Genomic DNA, 18,056 nt, shown 5'->3' with positions numbered 1-18,056 from the left:
CGAGGAACCGACCGGATGATCAGCAACAGGCTCGGCGCGGACGGCCCCCTTGTTTCGGTCCTGGCCCTGGGCGGCGCCGCGCTGGGCGGCGTCTATGACGAAGTCTCCCAAACCCAGGCGGACGCTGTGGTGGCCGCGGCCCTGGACGCCGGGGTCAACCTGATCGACGTGGCCCCCTACTACGGCGCGACGCGGGCCGAGACTGTGCTTGGCGCGGCGCTGCGTGGGGTCGCGCGAGACGACGTCGTGCTGATGACCAAGGTCGGGCGCCAGGGCGACAAGTCCTGGGACTTCACCCGCGACGCCGTTCTGCGCAGCCTGGACGAAAGCCGCGCGCGGCTGGGCGTCGACCGCATCGACGTTTTGCAATGCCACGACATCGAATATGGCGACCGCCGCCAATTGCTGGACGGAGCCCTGCCAGCCCTGCGCGACCTCAGGACCCAGGGCGTGGTCCGCCGGATCGGCGTCACCGGCTACGACCTGGACCTGCTGGAAACGATCGCCCTGACCGAGGGGATCGACACGGTGATGGCCTACTGCACCTACACCCTGCAGGACCAGCGCCTGGCGCCGGTCGCGCGGCGGCTGGCCGAGCGGGGCGTGGCCGTGTTCAACGCCTCGCCCCTGGGCATGGGCCTGCTCACGGTCCATGGACCGCCCGACTGGCACCCCGCCCATGATCGGGTGCGGGACGCGGCGATGGAGGCGGCGCGGCGTTGCCGGACGCTGGGCGGGGACCTGTCGTTCGTCGCCTTGCAGTTCGCCCTGCAGACCGCGAGCGAGGCCGGCGTGGTCTCGACCATCGTAGGCATGTCGCAGACGGAGATCCTGCGCCGGAACATCTCCGCCCTGACCACCCCGATCGATCCCGAGATCCTGGCCGCCGCCCGGTCCGCCCTCGCGCCGGTGGAGAACCTCGGCTGGGACCTGCTGCCGGGCGGCGGCGGCAAGGCGGGCGCATGATCGACGCCCATCTGCACCTGTGGGATCCCGAGCGGCTGGACTACGGCTGGCTGAGCCACGTTCCCGCCATCGCCGGCTTGCATGGCCCGGAAGAATGGGCGGCGGCGGGACCCGGCGTGCGCCACGCGGTCTTCGTCCAGGCCGACTGCGCGCCCGCCCAGGCGCTGGACGAGGTCGACTGGATCGCCGGCCTGGCGCATCCCCACCTGGAGATCCTCGGCATCGTCGCCTTCGCGCCGCTTGAGCTGGGCGAGGCGGTCGCGTCGCATCTCGACGCCTTGCGTCAGCGCCCGAAGGTGCGCGGCATGCGGCGCTCGGTTCAGAACGAGCCGGACGGTTTCATCACCGATCCCCGGCACGTCGAGGGCCTCGTCGCCGCCGCCCGCCACGGCCTGACGATCGACCTCTGCGCCCGCGACCGCCAGTTGCCGCTGCTGATCGAGGTGCTCGGGAGACTGTTCGAGCGCCAGCCCGACGCCCGCGTGGTGCTCGACCATCTGGGCAAGCCCGACATCGCCGCCCACGCCGGCGACATCGACGGCGCCGGCTGGGCCGACAGCCTGCGGGTCCTGGCCGGCTTTCCGAACCTGTCGGCGAAGATCTCGGGCCTCACGACCCAGAACCGCTGGTCCGGCGGTCGGGACGAGACCTTGCGCCCCTACATTGACCATGCCCTGGCCTGCTTCGGCCCCGAGCGCCTGATGTTCGGCGGCGACTGGCCGGTCGTCGACCTGGCCGGCGGCTACGCCCGCTGGCGTGCGATCTTCCAAGCGACGACAGCCGCCCTCCCCTCGCCCGACCGGCGCCGGATCGAGTCCGGAACCGCGACCGCCTTCTACGCCCTGGCGCCGGAGCGCCCGCAGGAACTGCTCTCATGACGATCGACACCGCCGCTCCCGTCGCAACACCGGCCGGCGCCGGACGCCTGCGCCTGCAGTTGTCGCTGATGGTCAACTTCTTCCTGCTGATGGCGCTCTACAGCGGCGTGCTGGGCGTGCTGCTGCCCAACCAGATCGCCGCCCTGAACCTCGCCCAGAAGGCCAACAACCTGGCCCTGATGTTCGCCGTGACCTCGGTGTTCTCAACCCTGACCACCCCGATCGCCGGCGCCTTGTCTGACCGCACCCGCACGCGCTGGGGCCGGCGCTCGCCGTGGATCGCGATCGCCTCGCTGATCGGGTCGCTTTGCCTGTTCGGCGTCTCGTGGATGACCAGCCTCTGGTCGCTGATGGTCCTGTGGGTCATGGCGGCGGTCGCCTACAATTCGATGCAGCCGGCGATGACGACGGTGATCGCCGACCGGTTCCCGCCGCACACGCGCGGCGTGGTCTCGGGCGTCGTCGGCGCGGGCATGACCGCCGGCCTGACCGCGGGGACCGTGGTCGCCGGCTACCTGGCCGGGGCGCGGGTGCTGGCCTATGGGCTGTTCGCGGCGGCGATCGCCGTCTCGTGCCTGGCCTTCGTGCTGATCAATCGCGAGGACTCCAGCGCCGACTTCCCCGCACGCCCCTTCTCCTGGAAGGCCTTCGCCGCCAGCTTCTGGATCAGCCCCAGGGACCATCCGGACTTCGCCTGGGCCTTCGCCGGACGCTTCACGGTCTATATGGGCTACCAGGCGGTGGCGGCCTATCTGCTGTACATCCTGCGCGACTATATCGGCCTGTCGGACGCCCGCTCCAATCTCGCCATCGCGAACCTGGCGATCCTGACCCTGGTCTGCCTGATCGTCTCGTCCCTGGCCTCGGGCTTCCTGTCCGACCGCCTGCAGCGGCGCAAGCCTTTCGTCGTGGCGTCTAGCCTGATCATGGGCTGCGCCATGGTGGCGCCGCTGGTCCTGCCGACCATGACGGGGATGTGGATCTACGCCGGCGCGATCGGCGTCGGCTACGGCATGTTCATGTCGATCGACATGGCCCTGATGACCCAGGTGCTGCCCAAGACCGCGGTCGGCGACGAGGGCAAGGACCTGGGCGTGCTGACCACGGCGGTGAACATCCCGCAGATCATCAGCCCGGTCATGGCGGCCGTGCTCCTGCACCTGTTCGACAACAACTACGCGGCCATCTTCGTCGCCGCGATCCTGTTCGTCTTCAGCTCGGCCTTTCTGGTCGCCCCGATCAGGTCGGTGCGCTGACCCAAGATTCATAAGATGTATGATGATAATTTGACATACATCCTGCCGGCGACTAACGTCGGGACAAGGCCGGTAAACCGGCCACCGGGGTAGAAACGACAGGATCCGAGGATGTCCACCAAGACCACTATGCTGGCCGCCACCGCGCTGGGGCTGATCGGGGCCTGGGCGCTTCCCACCTGGGCCGTGGCGCAGGACGCCCCGCCCGCTTCGGCGCCGAACGCCGACGCCGTGGAGGAAGTCGTGGTCACCGGCATTCGCGCCAGCCAGCAGCAGTCGATCGACATCAAGCGCCAAGCCGTCGGGGTGGTCGACTCCATCGCCTCGGAAGACCTGGGCAAGCTGCCCGACCAGAACGTCGCCGAGTCGCTGCAGCGTATCGCCGGCGTGACCATCGAGCGCAACCGGGGCGAAGGCCGCTACGTGTCGGTGCGCGGCTTCGGCCCCAAGTTCAACGCCGTCACCGTCAACGGCCGCACCCTGGCCACCGACAACAACGGCCGCGAATTCTCGTTCGACGTCCTGCCGTCCGAGATCATCGCCGGCGCGGACGTCTACAAGTCGCCGCAGGCCAACATCAACGGCGCCTCGATCGGCGCGACCATCGACGTGCGCACCCTGCGCCCGCTGGAACAGCGCAAGCCCTTTAGCTTGGCCGGTTCCGTCGGCTCGACCTGGGCCGAGCTGCGCGACACCAACAATCCCGAGGCTTCGGGCGTGGTCAGCTGGCGCAACGCGGATCGCACCCTGGGCGCGGCCCTGTCGGTCTCCTATTCGAAACAGAAGGTGCGCGACGACGAGTTCACGATCGGCGCGGGCCACGTGCACCGCTCGAGCACGGACTCCTACTACAATCTGGCCGGCGTTCCCGGCGGCCGCATCGGCCCGGGCGTCGCGCCGTTCAGCAACGTCTCGATGCCATCGAACCTGTCGCCGTTCTTCTTCGAGCGCGACAAGAAGATGACCGGCCTGAACGGCGTCGTGCAGTACAAGCCGACCGATCGCCTGACAGTCAGCCTGGACGCCCTCTACGCCAAGGCCGACATCATCGAGCAACAGACCGGCCTGGCCTACGACTTCGCCGGCGGCACGCTGGTCGAGCAGGTCGTGCAGGGCGGCGAGGCGGTCTACCAGCGCTACCAGGGCGGCTTCGTCGACCAGATCATCCAGTACGACCACCGCAAGGTCACGACCGACCAGCTGGGCCTGAACGTCAAGTGGCAGGCCACCGACGACCTGACCGTCTCGTTCGACGCCTCGACCTCGAAAGCCGAACGCCGCGGCAAGGAGGACAACGACTTCACCACCATCCGGCGCAAGAATGTCGACACCTGGTTCGACCGCCGCGGCGGCGATCCGATGTATTCGTACGGCTTCACCAGCCCGAACTACGCCAACGCCGCGACCAATCCGCAGGGCGTGACCGCCCACTACTACATCTGGGGCGGCGGGTCGGACGTCGATGACGAGATCGAGGAATACAAGGTCGACGCCGCCTGGAAGCCGCCGGGCGCCGTCTCGGTCAGCGCCGGCTTCTCGGCCCAGAACCGCACCAAGACCATCACCTCCAACGAGATGCCGTTCGGCGAGCAGTGCGCCTATTGCGACTCCAACCAGCTGCTGCCCACGTCGTTGTTCCAGCCGACGAACCGCAATTTCTTCAATGGCCAGTACGGCGACAAGATCCTCCACGACTGGCTGATCTACGATCCCCGAGCGCTGATCCTGCAGGTCAAGGAGTACGCCACCCGCGACGGCAAGGCGTTCAACCAGGCCGTCTACTCCCCGTCGGGCTCGTCGGTGGTCGATGAGAAGGTGCTGCTGGGCTACCTGATGACCGACATTAAGACGGACCTGGGCTCGATGCCCCTGGCCATCAACCTGGGCGTCCGGATCGAGGACACCGACTACACCTCGTCGGGCGCCTCGCGGACGGTGACCAGCGCCAAGCCGAACGGCGCCGGCCAGAACATCATCACCGTCTCGCCCGTGGTCCCCGTCAGCTTCGACGGCCACTACACCGACATCCTGCCGTCGGTGAACGCCCGCCTGAACCTGACCGACGACCTGATCCTCCGCCTGGCCGCCTCGCGCGTGATGACCCGGCCGACCCTGTCGGACCTGTCGCCGCGCCAGTCCATCCAGACCAACCCCGGCAATGAGACGATCAAGCGTGGCAACCCCGACCTGCAGCCATTCCGCGCCACCCAGATCGAGGGCGGCCTGGAATGGTACTTCGACGACCTGTCGCTGCTGTCGTTCGCGGCCTTCTACAAGAACATCGACTCGTTCGTGACCCTGGTCACCACGCCCCAGAAGGTCGATCAGGTGACCTTCCAGGTCACCGTGCCCGACAATGGTGACGGCGCGGTGGTGAAGGGCTTCGAGCTGGGCTACCGCCAGGTGTTCGGCCGCCTGCCCGCGCCGTTCGACGGCCTGGGCGTGCAGACCAGCTTCACCTACGCGGAGTCCAACGCCAACTACACCAACACCGTCGCCAACGTGTCGTACGGGCTGGAGGGCCTGTCGAAGTACTCCTACAGCCTGGTCGGCTTCTACGAGAAGGGTCCCGTCCAGGCGCGCGTGGCCTATACCTGGCGCGACAAGTTCCTGCAGGTCGCCTCGGGCCGTAATGGCGAGCCGGAATATTTCGACAGCTACGGCCAGTTGGACGTCGGGGCGTCCTACAACGTCACCGATCACTTCACGGTGTTCATCGACGGCCTGAACCTGACCGACGAGGAAGAGTTCATCTATTCGGTCACGCCCGACCGGACCAAAGAGTTCCGCACCACCGGCCGGCGGGTCGCCGGCGGGGTCCGCGTGCGCTTCTAGATCCCCTTCCCTCCTGCCGATCAAGGCCGCCGCACCACGCTCGTCGTGGTGCGGTTTTTCTTTTGCGGGCGCAGCGGAGGACGCCCTTGACGCATAAGGCCGAGGCCAGTAGCAAACATAATACGTCTTATGTTTGGATGGACCAATGAGGCTCGCAGGCAAGACAGCGCTGGTGACGGCGGCGGCGCAGGGCATCGGCCGGGCGACGGCGGAGGCGTTCAGGCGCGAAGGCGCGAGCGTGATCGCCGCCGATATCCGCATCGAACCCCTGGCCGACGCCGACGACCTGATCGTGCGCCGGCTGGATGTCACCGACCGCGACGCGATCGCTGCGATCGCCGAGGAGTTCCCGCAGGTGGACGTGCTCTACAATTGCGCCGGCTTCGTTCACGCCGGCACGATCCTCGATTGCGACGAGGACGACTGGGCCTTCTCCAACGCCCTGAACGTCACCGCCCAGTACCGGATGATCCGCGCCCTCCTGCCGGGCATGATCCGGGGCGGCGGCGGATCGATCATCAACATGTCCTCGATCGCGTCGTCGATCAAAGGCGTGCCCAACCGCTTCGCCTACGGCGCGACCAAGGCGGCGGTGATCGGCCTGACCAAGGCCGTGGCCGCCGATTTCGTGGGCCAGGGCGTCCGCTGCAACGCCATCTGTCCCGGCACGGTCGAGACTCCGTCCCTGCTGCAACGCCTGCGAGACACCGGCGACTTCGACAAGGCCTATGCCGAGTTCACCGCCCGCCAGGCCATGGGGCGCTTCGGCCGCGTGGAGGAGCTGGCCGCCCTGGCGGTCTACCTGGCTTCGGACGAGTCCGCCTTTACAACGGGTACCGCTAACGTCATCGACGGCGGCTGGGTCAACTAGACCACGTCAAGAGGATATCCCATGAAACTGCTCCGCTTCGGCACGGCCGGCCAGGAACGGCCCGGCGCTCTCGACACCCAGGGCCGGGTGCGCGACCTCAGCGGCGTGGTGGCCGATATCGACGGCGCAACCCTGTCCGACGAGGCCCTGGCCAAACTGCGCGCCGTGGATCTGGACGCCCTGCCCCTGGCGCCGGCGGACGTCCGCTACGGCCCCTGCGTGGGCAAGGTCGGCAAGTTCCTGTGCATCGGGCTGAACTACGCCGACCACGCCGCCGAATCCGGACTGCCCATCCCCGAGGAGCCGGTGCTGTTCACCAAGGCCACCTCGGCGATCGTCGGTCCCAACGACACGGTGCTGAAACCGCGCGGCTCGACCAAGCTGGATTGGGAGGTCGAGCTGGGCGTCGTCATCGGCAAGACCGCTTCCTATGTCGAGGAAGCGGACGCCGAGGCCCACATCGCTGGCTATTGCGTGATCAACGACGTCTCCGAGCGCGCCTTCCAGCTGGAGCGGGGCGGCACCTGGGACAAGGGCAAGGGCTGCGACACCTTCGGCCCGATCGGCCCCTGGCTGGTGACGCGCGACGAGGTCGCCGACCCGGCGAACCTGAAGATGTGGCTGAAGGTCAATGGCAAGACGTTCCAGGACGGCTCGACCGCCACGATGATCTTCAAGCCGGCCTTCATCGTCGCCTACCTGTCGCGGTTCATGACCCTGCAGCCTGGCGACGTCATCTCGACCGGCACCCCGCCCGGCGTCGGCCTGGGACAGCGGCCGGAGGTCTATCTGGACGTCGGCGACGTGATGGAGCTGGGCATCGAGGGGCTGGGCCAGCAACGGCAGGTCGTCGCCCAGGCCTGAGCTTCGCGCGAAGGCCACCGACGGAGCCGGCCAGAGAGCCGGCTCGTGACAAAATGCATTGGGGAGTTCGTGATGGTCAAAGCCTTCGTCATCCGCGGCGCCGCGGCCATCACGATCTCGACCTTCGCGCTCGTCTGGACCGCCACAGCCATGGCGGCCCAGGCGCCGGTGGTCCTGCATGTCTCTCCCCAGGGCGACGACCGCAATCCCGGCAGCGCCAGCCGCCCGGTCCGCACCCTGACCCGCGCCCAGGCCCTGGTGCGGGCCAGCAATCTCAACGCCGACGTGACGGTCGAGATCGCCCCCGGCGCGTATCGGCTGGACAGTCCCCTGGTCTTCACCGCCGCCGACGGCGGCCAGGGCGGCCATCGCGTGACCTGGCGCGGCGCGGCCGGGGCTCGCCCGCTGATCTCGGGCGGCTTCGACGTCACCGGCTTCAAGCCGTTCGACGAGAAGCGCCGCCTCTATGTCGCCGACATTCCCAAGGGCCTGGACACCCGCCAGGTCTGGGTCGACGACACGCTGGCTGAACGTCCCTGGCTGGAGATCAAGCCGTCGGACGTCCGGTTCAACGCCACCGGCTTCGAGATCGTCAATCCGGACCTGGCCTTCCTGTCGACCCTAAAGCATCCGGAGCGGCTGGAGGTCGAGGCGACGGGGTTCTTCACCGATCGCATCTCGCCCGTGGCCGCGATCGACGGCGCGCGGGTGACGATGCGCCAACCCGCCTGGGACAATAATACCTGGGGCTACGACACCCTCTCCAAGCCGATCTTCCCCGAGGATTCGCGCCTGTTCCTGGTCAACGCTCCCGAGCTGATCGGCAAGACCAACGATTGGCACGCCAAGCCCTACCAGTGGTTCGTCGATCCCGACGCCGGCAAGCTCTACCTGCGCATCGCCGAGGACGACGACATCCGCAAGCTTCGCGTCACGGTCCCGGCCTTGCCCGTCCTGGCCTCGATCAGCGGTACGCCGCAGGCGCCGGTGCGCAACCTGACCTTCCAAGGTCTGCGCTTTTCGTACACGTCATGGATGGGACCGTCGGAGCCGACCGGCTACGCCAACCAGCAGAGCGGGGCCTTCCTGAAGGATCCCTCGCCGATCCGCCCGGCCGACGCCTGGGCCAAATGCGGCTGGGGCTGTCCCGAGTTCGAGTCGATGCGGCAGAAATGGAGCCAGATCCCCGCCGCGGTCCAGGTGGCGGCGGCGCGCGAGATCGTCTTCCAGGACAACCAGTTCTCGCAACTGGGCCAGGTCGCCCTGGGCGTTGGCAACGACCCCAACGCCAACCTCAGCGGCGCAGGCCTGGCCACGCGCGGCGTGCGCGTCCGCCGCAACCTGTTCGCCGTGCTGTCCGGCGGGGCCATCATGGCCGGCGGCGTGCGCGAGGACGCCCACCATCCCTCCACCTCGGATCTGATCAACACCGACCTGGAGATCGCCGACAACACCGTCGCCACCGTCAGCCAGGACTACAAGGACAACGCCGCCATCCTGACCACCTATGTCGACGGCGCGCGCATCCTGCACAACGAGATCTCGGACGCGCCCTATGACGGCGTCGCGGTCGGCTGGGGCTGGGGCTACAACGACGCCGGCGGCAATCCCAACTACGACGAGAACCAGAAGGGCTACCTGCACAACACCCGCTACACGACGCCGACGACGCTACGGAACACGCTGGTCGAAGGCAACCGGATCCACGGGGTGAAGACCTGGTACATGGACGGCGGCGCCATCTACAACCTCTCGGCCAATCCCGGCGCGGTGATCCGCGGCAACCACGTCTTCGACATCGGCGACCGGATCGGCGTCTATCTGGACGAGGGCTCCAAGCACTTCCGCGTTACCGGCAACGTCGTCGACACCCAGGGCAAGTGGCTGAACATCAACACGGCCGGCAAGATGTATCGGCGCAGGATCTCGACCGACAATGTGGCGACCGGCAATTGGCACAGCTCGCCGCGCACGGGCGGCCGCTGGCTGGCCGAGATCGGCAATGTCGCCGAGAACAACGTCCTGGTCCCGACCCGTGACTGGCCGGCCGAGGCGAGAATCGTGATCGACAAGGCGGGACCACGCCCCGAGACGGAGACCGCCCGATGAGCCTTTCCCGCCGTGGATTGATGATGGGCGCGGGACTGGCCGGTGTCGCGGCCTCGGCCCCGACGCTGGCGGCCCAGGCGCTGCAGACCCCGGGCCTGGAGGTCGTCGACCTGAAGGCCGGCTCGATGACCGCGCCGCTGGGCGTCGACGACCAGGCCGTGCGGCTGTCCTGGCGCCTGGTCAGCTCCAATCCTGACGTCCGCCAGACCCGCTACGAGATCCAGGCCGCCAGTACGCGCGCCCTGCTTGAGGCCGGAACCCCCGACCTGTGGCACGCCGGCGAGGTGCTGACCGACCAGAGCATGGACGTCTCCTGGCTGGGCAGCCCGCTGAAGTCGCGCCAGATCGTCTGGTGGCGCGTCCTGGTGCGCGACAATAAGGGTCGCCGCGCCACCAGCGCCGTGGCCAGCTTCGAAACCGGCCTGCTGGAGCCGGCCGACTGGCGCGCCAAGTGGATCGCCGCCGAGACCGAGTTGGCCCGCGCCGACCGCCAGGCCGGCCTGCTGTGGATGCGCGGCGACCGCCCCGCCGACCGCTCCGCCCGCTTCTTCCGCCTGGCCTTCGACCTGCCGGCGGCCGCGACCGTGACCCTGTTCTCGATCGCCAACGAAAAATCCGAGCTCTGGCTGGACGGCCAGCCGGTCCAGCGGCCGCCGCACTCGCCCATCGCCTACGGCGTCGCGCCGATCGCCGAGACAGGTCACAGTTTGGCCGCCGGCCGTCACGTGATCGCGGTGCGGGTCAAGGATCCGTCGGGCTTCAACGAGCCCAAGCTGCACGAGATCGCCACCGCCGTGATGGTCCGCGCCGACCTGGCGGGCGGCAAGGTGCTGCGCCTGACCTCGCGCGGCATGAAGACGGCCCTGCACGCACCGGACGGCTGGACGGCGCCCGGCTTCGACGACGCCCGCTGGGCGCCGGCCGAGGTCTCGAAGACCCAGACCCAGGCCTGGCCGGGCTACGGCGCCTTCCTGCTGCGCAAGGCTTTCGCGGTCGACCGGCCGGTGGCCCGCGCCCGTCTCTACGCCACGGCCCTGGGGGCCTACGAGGCCCAGATCAACGGCCGGCGGGTCGGCGACGCCCTGCTGACGCCCGAGAGCACCGACTTCCGCAAGACCGCGCTCTATCGCGCCTATGACGTCACCGACCTGCTGGTCTCCGGCGACAACGCGATCGGAGCGATGGTCGGCGACGGCTGGTACGGCAGCTACGTCGCTCCGGCCGGACGCTACGCGTTCGGCGACGCGCCCCTCCGCTTCCTGGGGCAGCTGGAGATCACCTATGCCGACGGGACGCGCGAGACGATCGTCAGCGACGACTCCTGGCGCCTGGCCCCGGCTCCGGTGACCCGGAGCGAAATCTACTATGGCGAGGACTACGACGCGCGGCTGGAGCAGCCCGGCTGGTCGACGGCGGGCTTCGACGCCGCCGCCTGGCGCGCGGTCGACATCGCCCCCACTCCGCCCTGCGCCCTCAAGGCCCAGATCAGCGCGCCGATCCGAAGGATCCAGACGCTGAACGCCGTGTCCGTCACGGCGGTCGGCTCGCGCCATGTCTTCGACTTCGGCCAGAACTTCGCCGGCTGGGCGCGACTGAAGGTGCGCGGCCGCGCTGGCCAGGTGGTGACCTTGCGCTTCGCCGAGGTGCTAGCCGCAGACGGCCGCGCCGACCAGTCCAACCTGCGCGCCGCCCGGGCGGCCCTGGTCTACACCCTGAAGGGCGATCCGGCCGGCGAGACCTACGAGCCGCGCTTCACCTATTTCGGCTTCCGCTATGTCGAGGTCGAGGGTCTGGCCGAAGCCCTGGGCCAAGCGCCGAGCGCCGACGACGTCGAGGGCGTCGTCGTCTCCTCGAACCTAGCCGAGACCGGCCACCTGCGCATCGCCAATCCGGTGATCCAGCAGCTGTGGCGCAACAGCCTGTGGAGCCAGAGGTCCAACTTCTTCGGCCTGCCCACCGATTGCCCCCAGCGCGACGAGCGGCTGGGCTGGACCGGCGACGCCAACGTCTTCTGGGACGCCGCGGCCTTCAACATGGACGTGGCGGCCTTCACCGAGCGGTTCGGCCGGGACATCCGCGACGCCCAGGGATCGCGCGGCGAATTCCCGGACTATGCGCCGGCCGGCTGGGCGGACCTGGGCCTGGGCGCGTCGCCCGGCTGGGCCGACGCCGGCGTCATCCTGCCCTGGACGGTCTGGAAGCGCTACAACGACACCGCGATCGTCGACCAGAACTGGGCGGCGATGACCCACTACCTGGCCTTCATTCTCAAGAACAATCCCGACCTGATCTGGCGCAAGGAACGCGGCTACGACTTCGGCGACTGGGTGGCCCTGGACGCCAAGAGCCCTGGCGACGAGACCACGCCCAAGGCGCTGATCGGCACCGCCATGTGGAAACGGTCGGTCGAGGCGATGGCCGAGATGGCGACGGGTTCCGGCCGTCGGCCCGACGCGGTCCGCTACCGCGACCTGGCCGCCCGCATCACCGACGCCTTCCAGCGCGAATTCATCCGGCCCGACGGCTCGATGGGCAACGGTTCGCAGGCCGGCTATATCCTGGCCCTGCGCTTCGGACTGGTTCCCGAAGGCCTGCGCGCCGCCGCCACCGGCCACCTGGTCGCCGACATCCGTCGGCGCGGCACGCTGCTGTCGACCGGCTTCCTGGGCACGCCGTTCAGCCTCGACGCCCTGGCCGACAACGACCAGCAGGCCCTGGTCTACGATCTGCTGCTGCGGACCGATTTCCCGTCCTGGGGCTACATGATCCGCAAGAACGCCACGACCATCTGGGAGCGATGGAACGGCGACGTCGGCGACGTGTCGATGAACTCCTACAACCACTACGCCCTTGGCGCGGTGACCGGCTTCATCTTCCGCCGCGTGGCCGGGATCGAGCCGATCCGGCCGGGCTTCCTGTCGTTCCGCTTCGATCCCGTGCTGGACCCGCGCGTGCCCCAGGGCGGCGGCGATTATGACAGCGTGCTAGGCCGGATCAGCACCGACTGGGCCTTGAAGCCGGACGGCGGTTTCGAACTCCACCTGGTGGCCCCCGCCAACAGCCGGGCCGAGGTCCATATCCCCGCCCGCGCCCCCGACGCGGTGCGTGTCAACGGCGTTCCCGCGGCCCAGGCCGCCGGCGTGACGGTGAAGGGCATGGAGCGCGGGCGCGTGGTGCTGGAGATCGGCTCGGGCGACCACCGCTTCGAGGCGCGGGCCTAGGGCTTAGTCCGGTCTCAGGGGCTGGGGACATGCTCTCACGGCAGGGAGGCGCAAATCGAACCCCGAGCTTGGGGTGAGTGCGTGTCCCCAATTCCAGCTATCGCCTTGGAAGCAAGTCAGCGGATCGGTTGGGGACACGCACTCACGGCCAGCCCTCTGCACTCCGGCCAACACGGGGCGTAAGAGCATGTCTCCGGCCCGCTCAGGGTCGCGTCCGATACGTCCACTGCACGCTGTCGCTCAGCGCCTTCCCTTCGACCTCGGCCGCCGCCTCCACGAGGTTCTCGCCCTCCGCCAGATCGATCTCCCATAGCGCGACATGGTCCTGGACCGGCACGGTGGTCCAGTCGCCGCCGTTCAGGCGCAGCCGCACCGACGGCTGGTTGGAATAGGCCTTCACCTTCACGTGCTTGGTCCGCTTGTTAACGTCGCGGCGGCTGGCGAGGTGCAGCATCGGGACCTCCGACCAATTGGCCTGGTACCAGTAGTAGGCGTCCTTGCGCGTCAGCCGGTCCTCAGTGACCAACCCCTTGTCGTTGATGGCCGGCCGGTCGCCCTCGTTGCGCTTGAACGACGGGAAGTCGAAACCGACCCAGATGAAGTTGGACCACAGGAACGGCCGCTGGCGCAGCTCGCGCCAGTGGGTCTCGTGGAAGACCGTCTGCCATTGCTCGGGATGCCAGTAACCGTCGGCGACCGGGCGGCGCAGCACGGGGTCCTCCTGGTGCAGGATGCTGGCCCCGGCCCCGTACTCGCTGACCCCGATCGGCCGCTTCGGCAGCCGGGCGTGCAGGTCGTCGGCCCAGGGGCCGATGTCCTTGGCCTCGGTCCAATACCAGCCGAAATAGCGGTTGTAGGACACCGTATCGCTGTGCTGGGCGATCGGGTCGTCGTCCTTCAAGCAGCAATGGGCGTAGGTCGTGGGCCGCGTCGGATCCATGGCCTTGGCCGTCGATTGCAGCGCGGCCAGCAGCCGGTTGGCCGCCTCGCCCGAGGTCCGCAGCTCGTTGCCGATGCCCCACAGGGCGACCGACGGATGGTTGACGTTCTGGGCGATCAGCTCGCGCATCTGCTGCACCAGGTTGTCGCGGAACGCGTCGGACGGGTCCAGGTCGTCGATCAGCGGCACTTCGGTGGTCAGAACGATGCCCAGCCGGTCGGCCTGGTCATAGACCCGCTGCGGATGCTGCATGTGGGCCAGCCGCAGGGCGGTGACGCCCATCTCGGCCATGATCCGCATGTCCTCGTCGATCTCGGCGTCGCTGACGACCGGCCCCTTGCCGAAGCGGGTCGGCAGTTGGATGTTCGCGCCGTAGAGGGCGTAGGGCTTGCCGTTCAGCAGGAAGCGCCCCTCCCCGTCCAGGCCCACCGTGCGCACGCCCAGCGGGACCTCGGCGGTGTCGACCAGCTTGCCCTGGACCCGCACCTCGCTGCGCAGGCGGTAGAGATAGGGCGAGCGCCGTCCCTCCCACAGCCGGGGCTTCTTCAGGACCAGGGTCTGCTCGACCGGCTGGGACTGGCCGGCGGCGATCCGGGCCACTCCACGCGCCTCGACGGTCACCGCGCCGTCCGCGTCGAGGATCCGAGTCACCACCTGGACGCTCGCCGCCGCTGCGCGATCGTTGCGGACTAGGACCTTGGCCCCGATCGTCGCCCGGCCCGCCGCCAGGGCCTGGGTGCGGGCATAGACCCCTGGCCCGCCCCAGTCGCCCAGGTCCACGTGGATGTCCGAGGTCTCGACCAGCTTGACCGCGCGATAGAGGCCGCCGAACACATTGAAGTCGCCGTTCAGCGGCGCGAACCGGGTGTTGCGCGCATTGTCGACCCGCACCGCCAGCAGATTCTTGCCCGGCCGGAGGGCGCCCGTGACGTCGTAGCGAAAGGCGGCGTAGCCCCCTTCATGCGTCCCCAGCTTCCGGCCGTTCAGGAAGACCTCGGCCTTCAACGCCGCGCCGTCCAACTGCAGGAAGTAGCGCTGCCCCGCGCGGGGCGCGTGGTCCAGCGACAGCCGATACCAGGCTGGGCCGCGGTAATAGGCGCCTTCCGGCTCGCCCCGGGCCTTGGCCCCGCCGAGGCCGGAGTCGGCGGCGTTGTAGGTGTGCGGCGTCGACACCGTCGCCCAGCCGGAGTCGTCAAAGGTCGCGGTTTCCGCTCCAGGCACGTCGGCGCGAGCGAAGCGCCAGCCGTCGCGCAGTGGCGTCACTTCGGCGGCCCGGGCCGCGCCGAACGCCCAGAGGGCGAGGCCGAGAACCAGCCACGGTCGCGCCAGCCGTAACGATGGGAACGTCATGAGGTCTCTCCGTCGTGTAGCGCGGGTCGTTGTTCAGGCCAGGCGCTCGACATTGCGGGCGTGGACGTCGCGGCTGCGCGCCGTGCGGACCGCCGCGCGAGGCGCCAGGCTGGACCGTACGCCGTCGATCGTCGCGCCCTGCACGTCGTCCAGCACGATCGCCGGCCGGGCGTCAGGCCTGTCCACCGAAAAGCTGACATCGCGTACGCTCACGTTGCGGGCGTGGCGCACCCACAGGCCGTGGGCCGGGAACGCGCCCATGAAGCTGGGCTCCAGCGACGACTTGGGCCGCTCCTCGATGTCCCGCGCGGCGTCTTGCCGCGAACCGCCGCCGGCCGAGCGCACGTGGATGTCCGAGAAGCTGACGTCTTCGATGACCCCGCCGGGCAGGCCGACCACGCCGCTGGCGTAGGGCCCCGGTGCGCCCGAGACGTTGATGTTGGAGAAGCTCACCCGCCGCACCTGGGACGGTCCATTGCCTTCCGGCGCGCGGTTGCGCCCCGACAGGCGCACGAAGATCGGATGGTTGACCGGGTTGCGCAGCAGGATGTTGGAGAAGGTCACGTCCTCCAGCACCCCGCCGTCGATCGCGCCCAGCTGCAGGCCGCGGGTGTTCTCGCAGATGCAGTCCGACACCAGGATGTTGCGGAAACCTGCGACGGAATCGGTGCCCAGCTTGATCCGGCCCAGCACGCCGATGTCGTCCACCGACCTGTAGGGCGAGGGCTGGTAGGTTCCGTCGATCACCGTGCCCAACAGGTAGCCGCTGGTCTTGCAGCCGATCACGCTGACGTCCTCGCAGAAGCGCGGCGCCTTCAGGGCCATGCTGCTCTTCAACACGATGGCGTCGTCCTTGGGCGCGTTGACCAGGCAGTTGGTGACCTTCACGTCGCGGCAGGCGTCGATGTCGATGCCGTCGCGGTCGGTGTCGACGGTCAGGCCGTCGATCCGCACATTGGTCGAGCCCAGCACGTAGCAGGCGAAGTGGCCGCCCTGCAGGATGGTGAAGTCGCGCAGCAGGACGTTGCGGCAGCCGGTCAGGCCGATGGCCTTGTTGCCCCGGCCCTCATAGGCCATCTCGCGCGGGATCGCCCGGCGGGCGGCGTCGGGGCTAAGCCCCTGTTCGGCGGGCGACGTCCAGCCGGCCATGCCATGCCAGCGCGGCGTCGGTCCCTCGCGGTCCAGGCCCAGGCCATGGATCAGCCCCCTGCCGATGATGGCGACGTCGTTGACCCCGTCGCCATAGATCAGGCTGTTGTGGAAGTGACTGACGCCGTAGTCCTGGAACTGTTCCTCATAGACGTTCTCGGGCAGGTCGTAGCGGCCGGCGTGCTTGCGGGGATCGGCCGCCTCGATCACCGAACCGTTCATCAGCACCAGGGTGACGAAGCTTTTCAGCCGGATCGAGAAGCACAGGTAGTGGCCGGCGGGGATCACCACCGTGCCGCCGCCGGCCGCGGAGGCCGCCTCGATGGCGCGGTTGACGGCGCCGGAGTCGATGGCGATCCCGTCACCGACGGCGCCGTAGTCGCGTACGTCGTGGAAGCCCGTCAGCGACCCCGTGGCCCGCACCAGCGACGGGCTGGCCGCCAGGGCCGCGCCCAGCCCAAGCGTCACGAAGCGACGGCTAAACTCCGCCTTCTCGCTGATCGCGCCTTGCGCCATGCGCTCCCGTCCCCTCGTTTCGGAGAGCCGCATGTTGTATGACGTATTACTTTAGATCAACCCTCTAGACCTGCCCTCAGGCCTAGGCGACCCGGTCGAGCGGCGGCATGCCGTCGAAGAAGCGGTCCAGATTGTCGGCCGCCCGCATGCCCATGGCGGTGCGGGTCTCCAAGGTCGCGCTGCCCAGGTGCGGCAGCAGCACCGTGTTGGGCGCGGCCAACAGGACCGGATCGACCTTGGGCTCACCCTGGTAGACGTCCAGGCCGGCGCCGGCAATCGTCCCGTCGGCCAGGGCCTGGGCCAGGTCGGCCTCGGCCACCACCGAACCGCGCGCGGTGTTGATCAGGATCGCCGTCGGCTTCATCCGCGCCAGCAGGGCGGCGTCGACGAGATGGTGGGTCTCGGGACCGCCCGGGGTGTGCAGCGACAGCACGTCGGCCGCCGCCGCGAGGCTCTCCAGCGTCTCGTGATAGGTCGCGCCGTCCTCGTCGTCCGCGCGCCGGCGGCTGTAATAGGCGATCTCCATTCCCAGGGCGGCGCGGGCCCGCCGGGCGGTGGCCCGGGCGATGCGGCCATAGCCGACCAGGCCCAGGGTCTTGCCCGCCAGCGACCGGCCCAGCAGGTGTGTGGGCCGCCAGCCGGTCCACTGACCGGCCCGCAGCTCGCGTTCGCCCTCCGCCGCCCGGCGGCTGGTCATCAGCATCAGCAGCATCGCCAGTTCGGCGGTGGCGTCGGTCAGCACGTCGGGCGTGTTGGTCACCACCACCCCGGCCGCCCTGGCCGCCGCCAGGTCGATGTGCTCGTAGCCCGCGCCATAGTTGGCGATCATCTTCACCCGCGCATCGGGCGCGGCCAGGACCTCGGCCGTGACGCGATCCGAGACCGTCGGGCAAAGGGCGTCGTAGGCGCTCATCGCCGCGCGCAGTTGCTCGACGCCCATCGGCGCGTCGCCCTCGTTCAGCGTCACGTCATAGCGCTGGCGCAGCCGGGCCTCGACGACGTCAGGCCAGCGGCGGCTGATCAGGATCCTGGGCTTCATGTCCTCTCCGCATCGGTGGTCGGCCCTTCGTAGCCATCCTCGGCCGACGCGAACAGGCGGTT

The 18,056-nt window shown here is 69.0% G+C and carries 11 protein-coding genes; 8 read left to right on the top strand and 3 right to left on the bottom strand.

The annotated features are described in order from the left end of the window. Window positions 1–15: 15 nt before the first annotated feature. From ASD47_RS10465 to ASD47_RS10430, 8 genes are all read left to right on the top strand, one after another. Entirely contained in the window at window positions 16–966 is a 951-nt protein-coding gene (locus ASD47_RS10465) for an aldo/keto reductase (protein ID WP_056755453.1), read from the top strand. Further along, window positions 963–1,844 carry an amidohydrolase gene (locus ASD47_RS10460; RefSeq protein WP_056755451.1) on the top strand — a complete coding sequence of 294 codons (882 nt, stop codon included), beginning with the start codon at window positions 963–965 and terminating at the stop codon, window positions 1,842–1,844. Before ASD47_RS10465 ends, ASD47_RS10460 begins: the two co-directional genes overlap by 4 nt. Further along, a complete protein-coding gene (locus ASD47_RS10455) occupies window positions 1,841–3,100 on the top strand; it encodes an MFS transporter (RefSeq protein WP_056755446.1) in 1,260 nt (419 codons plus the stop codon). Before ASD47_RS10460 ends, ASD47_RS10455 begins: the two co-directional genes overlap by 4 nt. Window positions 3,101–3,211: 111 nt before the next feature. Then, on the top strand, window positions 3,212–5,935 hold the full coding sequence (locus ASD47_RS10450; protein WP_235525848.1) for a TonB-dependent receptor: 2,724 nt from the start codon (window positions 3,212–3,214) through the stop codon (window positions 5,933–5,935). 145 nt (window positions 5,936–6,080) lie between these two features. Further along, window positions 6,081–6,806, top strand: a complete 726-nt coding sequence (locus ASD47_RS10445) for an SDR family oxidoreductase (protein WP_056755443.1) — start codon at window positions 6,081–6,083, stop codon at window positions 6,804–6,806. Between the two features lie 21 nt (window positions 6,807–6,827). Further along, window positions 6,828–7,670, top strand: coding sequence for a fumarylacetoacetate hydrolase family protein (locus tag ASD47_RS10440; protein ID WP_056755440.1), 843 nt, complete (start codon window positions 6,828–6,830; stop codon window positions 7,668–7,670). 72 nt (window positions 7,671–7,742) lie between these two features. Next, window positions 7,743–9,779: a right-handed parallel beta-helix repeat-containing protein gene (locus ASD47_RS10435; RefSeq protein WP_056755438.1), complete on the top strand. Its 2,037-nt coding sequence runs from the start codon at window positions 7,743–7,745 to the stop codon at window positions 9,777–9,779. Continuing rightward, complete coding sequence (locus ASD47_RS10430) at window positions 9,776–13,000, top strand: alpha-L-rhamnosidase (protein ID WP_056755435.1); 3,225 nt, start codon at window positions 9,776–9,778, stop codon at window positions 12,998–13,000. Before ASD47_RS10435 ends, ASD47_RS10430 begins: the two co-directional genes overlap by 4 nt. Window positions 13,001–13,202: 202 nt before the next feature. On the opposite strand, the gene ASD47_RS10425 is transcribed toward ASD47_RS10430, so the two are convergent. The 3 genes from ASD47_RS10425 to ASD47_RS10415 form a co-directional block, all read right to left on the bottom strand. Further along, window positions 13,203–15,290 (bottom strand): glycoside hydrolase family 2, encoded by a 2,088-nt coding sequence (locus ASD47_RS10425; RefSeq protein WP_056755433.1) that lies wholly within the window; start codon window positions 15,288–15,290, stop codon window positions 13,203–13,205. Window positions 15,291–15,323: 33 nt separating this feature from the next. Further along, the gene (locus tag ASD47_RS10420) at window positions 15,324–16,955 is read right to left on the bottom strand and encodes a glycoside hydrolase family 28 protein (RefSeq protein ID WP_200945248.1); all 1,632 of its coding nucleotides are present in this window, start codon (window positions 16,953–16,955) and stop codon (window positions 15,324–15,326) included. An 82-nt stretch (window positions 16,956–17,037) separates the two neighbouring features. After that, complete coding sequence (locus ASD47_RS10415; protein WP_056755430.1) at window positions 17,038–17,994, bottom strand: D-glycerate dehydrogenase; 957 nt, start codon at window positions 17,992–17,994, stop codon at window positions 17,038–17,040. Window positions 17,995–18,056 lie beyond the last annotated feature (62 nt).

The organism is Caulobacter sp. Root1472 (assembly GCF_001426985.1).
Taxonomy (GTDB): Bacteria; Pseudomonadota; Alphaproteobacteria; order Caulobacterales; family Caulobacteraceae; genus Caulobacter; species Caulobacter rhizosphaerae.
Note: the sequence above shows the minus strand (reverse complement) of the source record. Positions and strands in the feature narration are given on the sequence as shown.

Coding starts and splice junctions, on each gene's coding strand:
- ASD47_RS10445 (WP_056755443.1), top strand. CDS start 6,081: ATGAGGCTCGCAGGCAAGACAGCGCTGGTGACGGCGGCGGCGCAGGGC.
- ASD47_RS10450 (WP_235525848.1), top strand. CDS start 3,212: ATGTCCACCAAGACCACTATGCTGGCCGCCACCGCGCTGGGGCTGATC.
- ASD47_RS10460 (WP_056755451.1), top strand. CDS start 963: ATGATCGACGCCCATCTGCACCTGTGGGATCCCGAGCGGCTGGACTAC.
- ASD47_RS10465 (WP_056755453.1), top strand. CDS start 16: ATGATCAGCAACAGGCTCGGCGCGGACGGCCCCCTTGTTTCGGTCCTG.
- ASD47_RS10430 (WP_056755435.1), top strand. CDS start 9,776: ATGAGCCTTTCCCGCCGTGGATTGATGATGGGCGCGGGACTGGCCGGT.
- ASD47_RS10440 (WP_056755440.1), top strand. CDS start 6,828: ATGAAACTGCTCCGCTTCGGCACGGCCGGCCAGGAACGGCCCGGCGCT.
- ASD47_RS10415 (WP_056755430.1), bottom strand. CDS start 17,994: ATGAAGCCCAGGATCCTGATCAGCCGCCGCTGGCCTGACGTCGTCGAG.
- ASD47_RS10420 (WP_200945248.1), bottom strand. CDS start 16,955: ATGGCGCAAGGCGCGATCAGCGAGAAGGCGGAGTTTAGCCGTCGCTTC.
- ASD47_RS10455 (WP_056755446.1), top strand. CDS start 1,841: ATGACGATCGACACCGCCGCTCCCGTCGCAACACCGGCCGGCGCCGGA.
- ASD47_RS10425 (WP_056755433.1), bottom strand. CDS start 15,290: ATGACGTTCCCATCGTTACGGCTGGCGCGACCGTGGCTGGTTCTCGGC.
- ASD47_RS10435 (WP_056755438.1), top strand. CDS start 7,743: ATGGTCAAAGCCTTCGTCATCCGCGGCGCCGCGGCCATCACGATCTCG.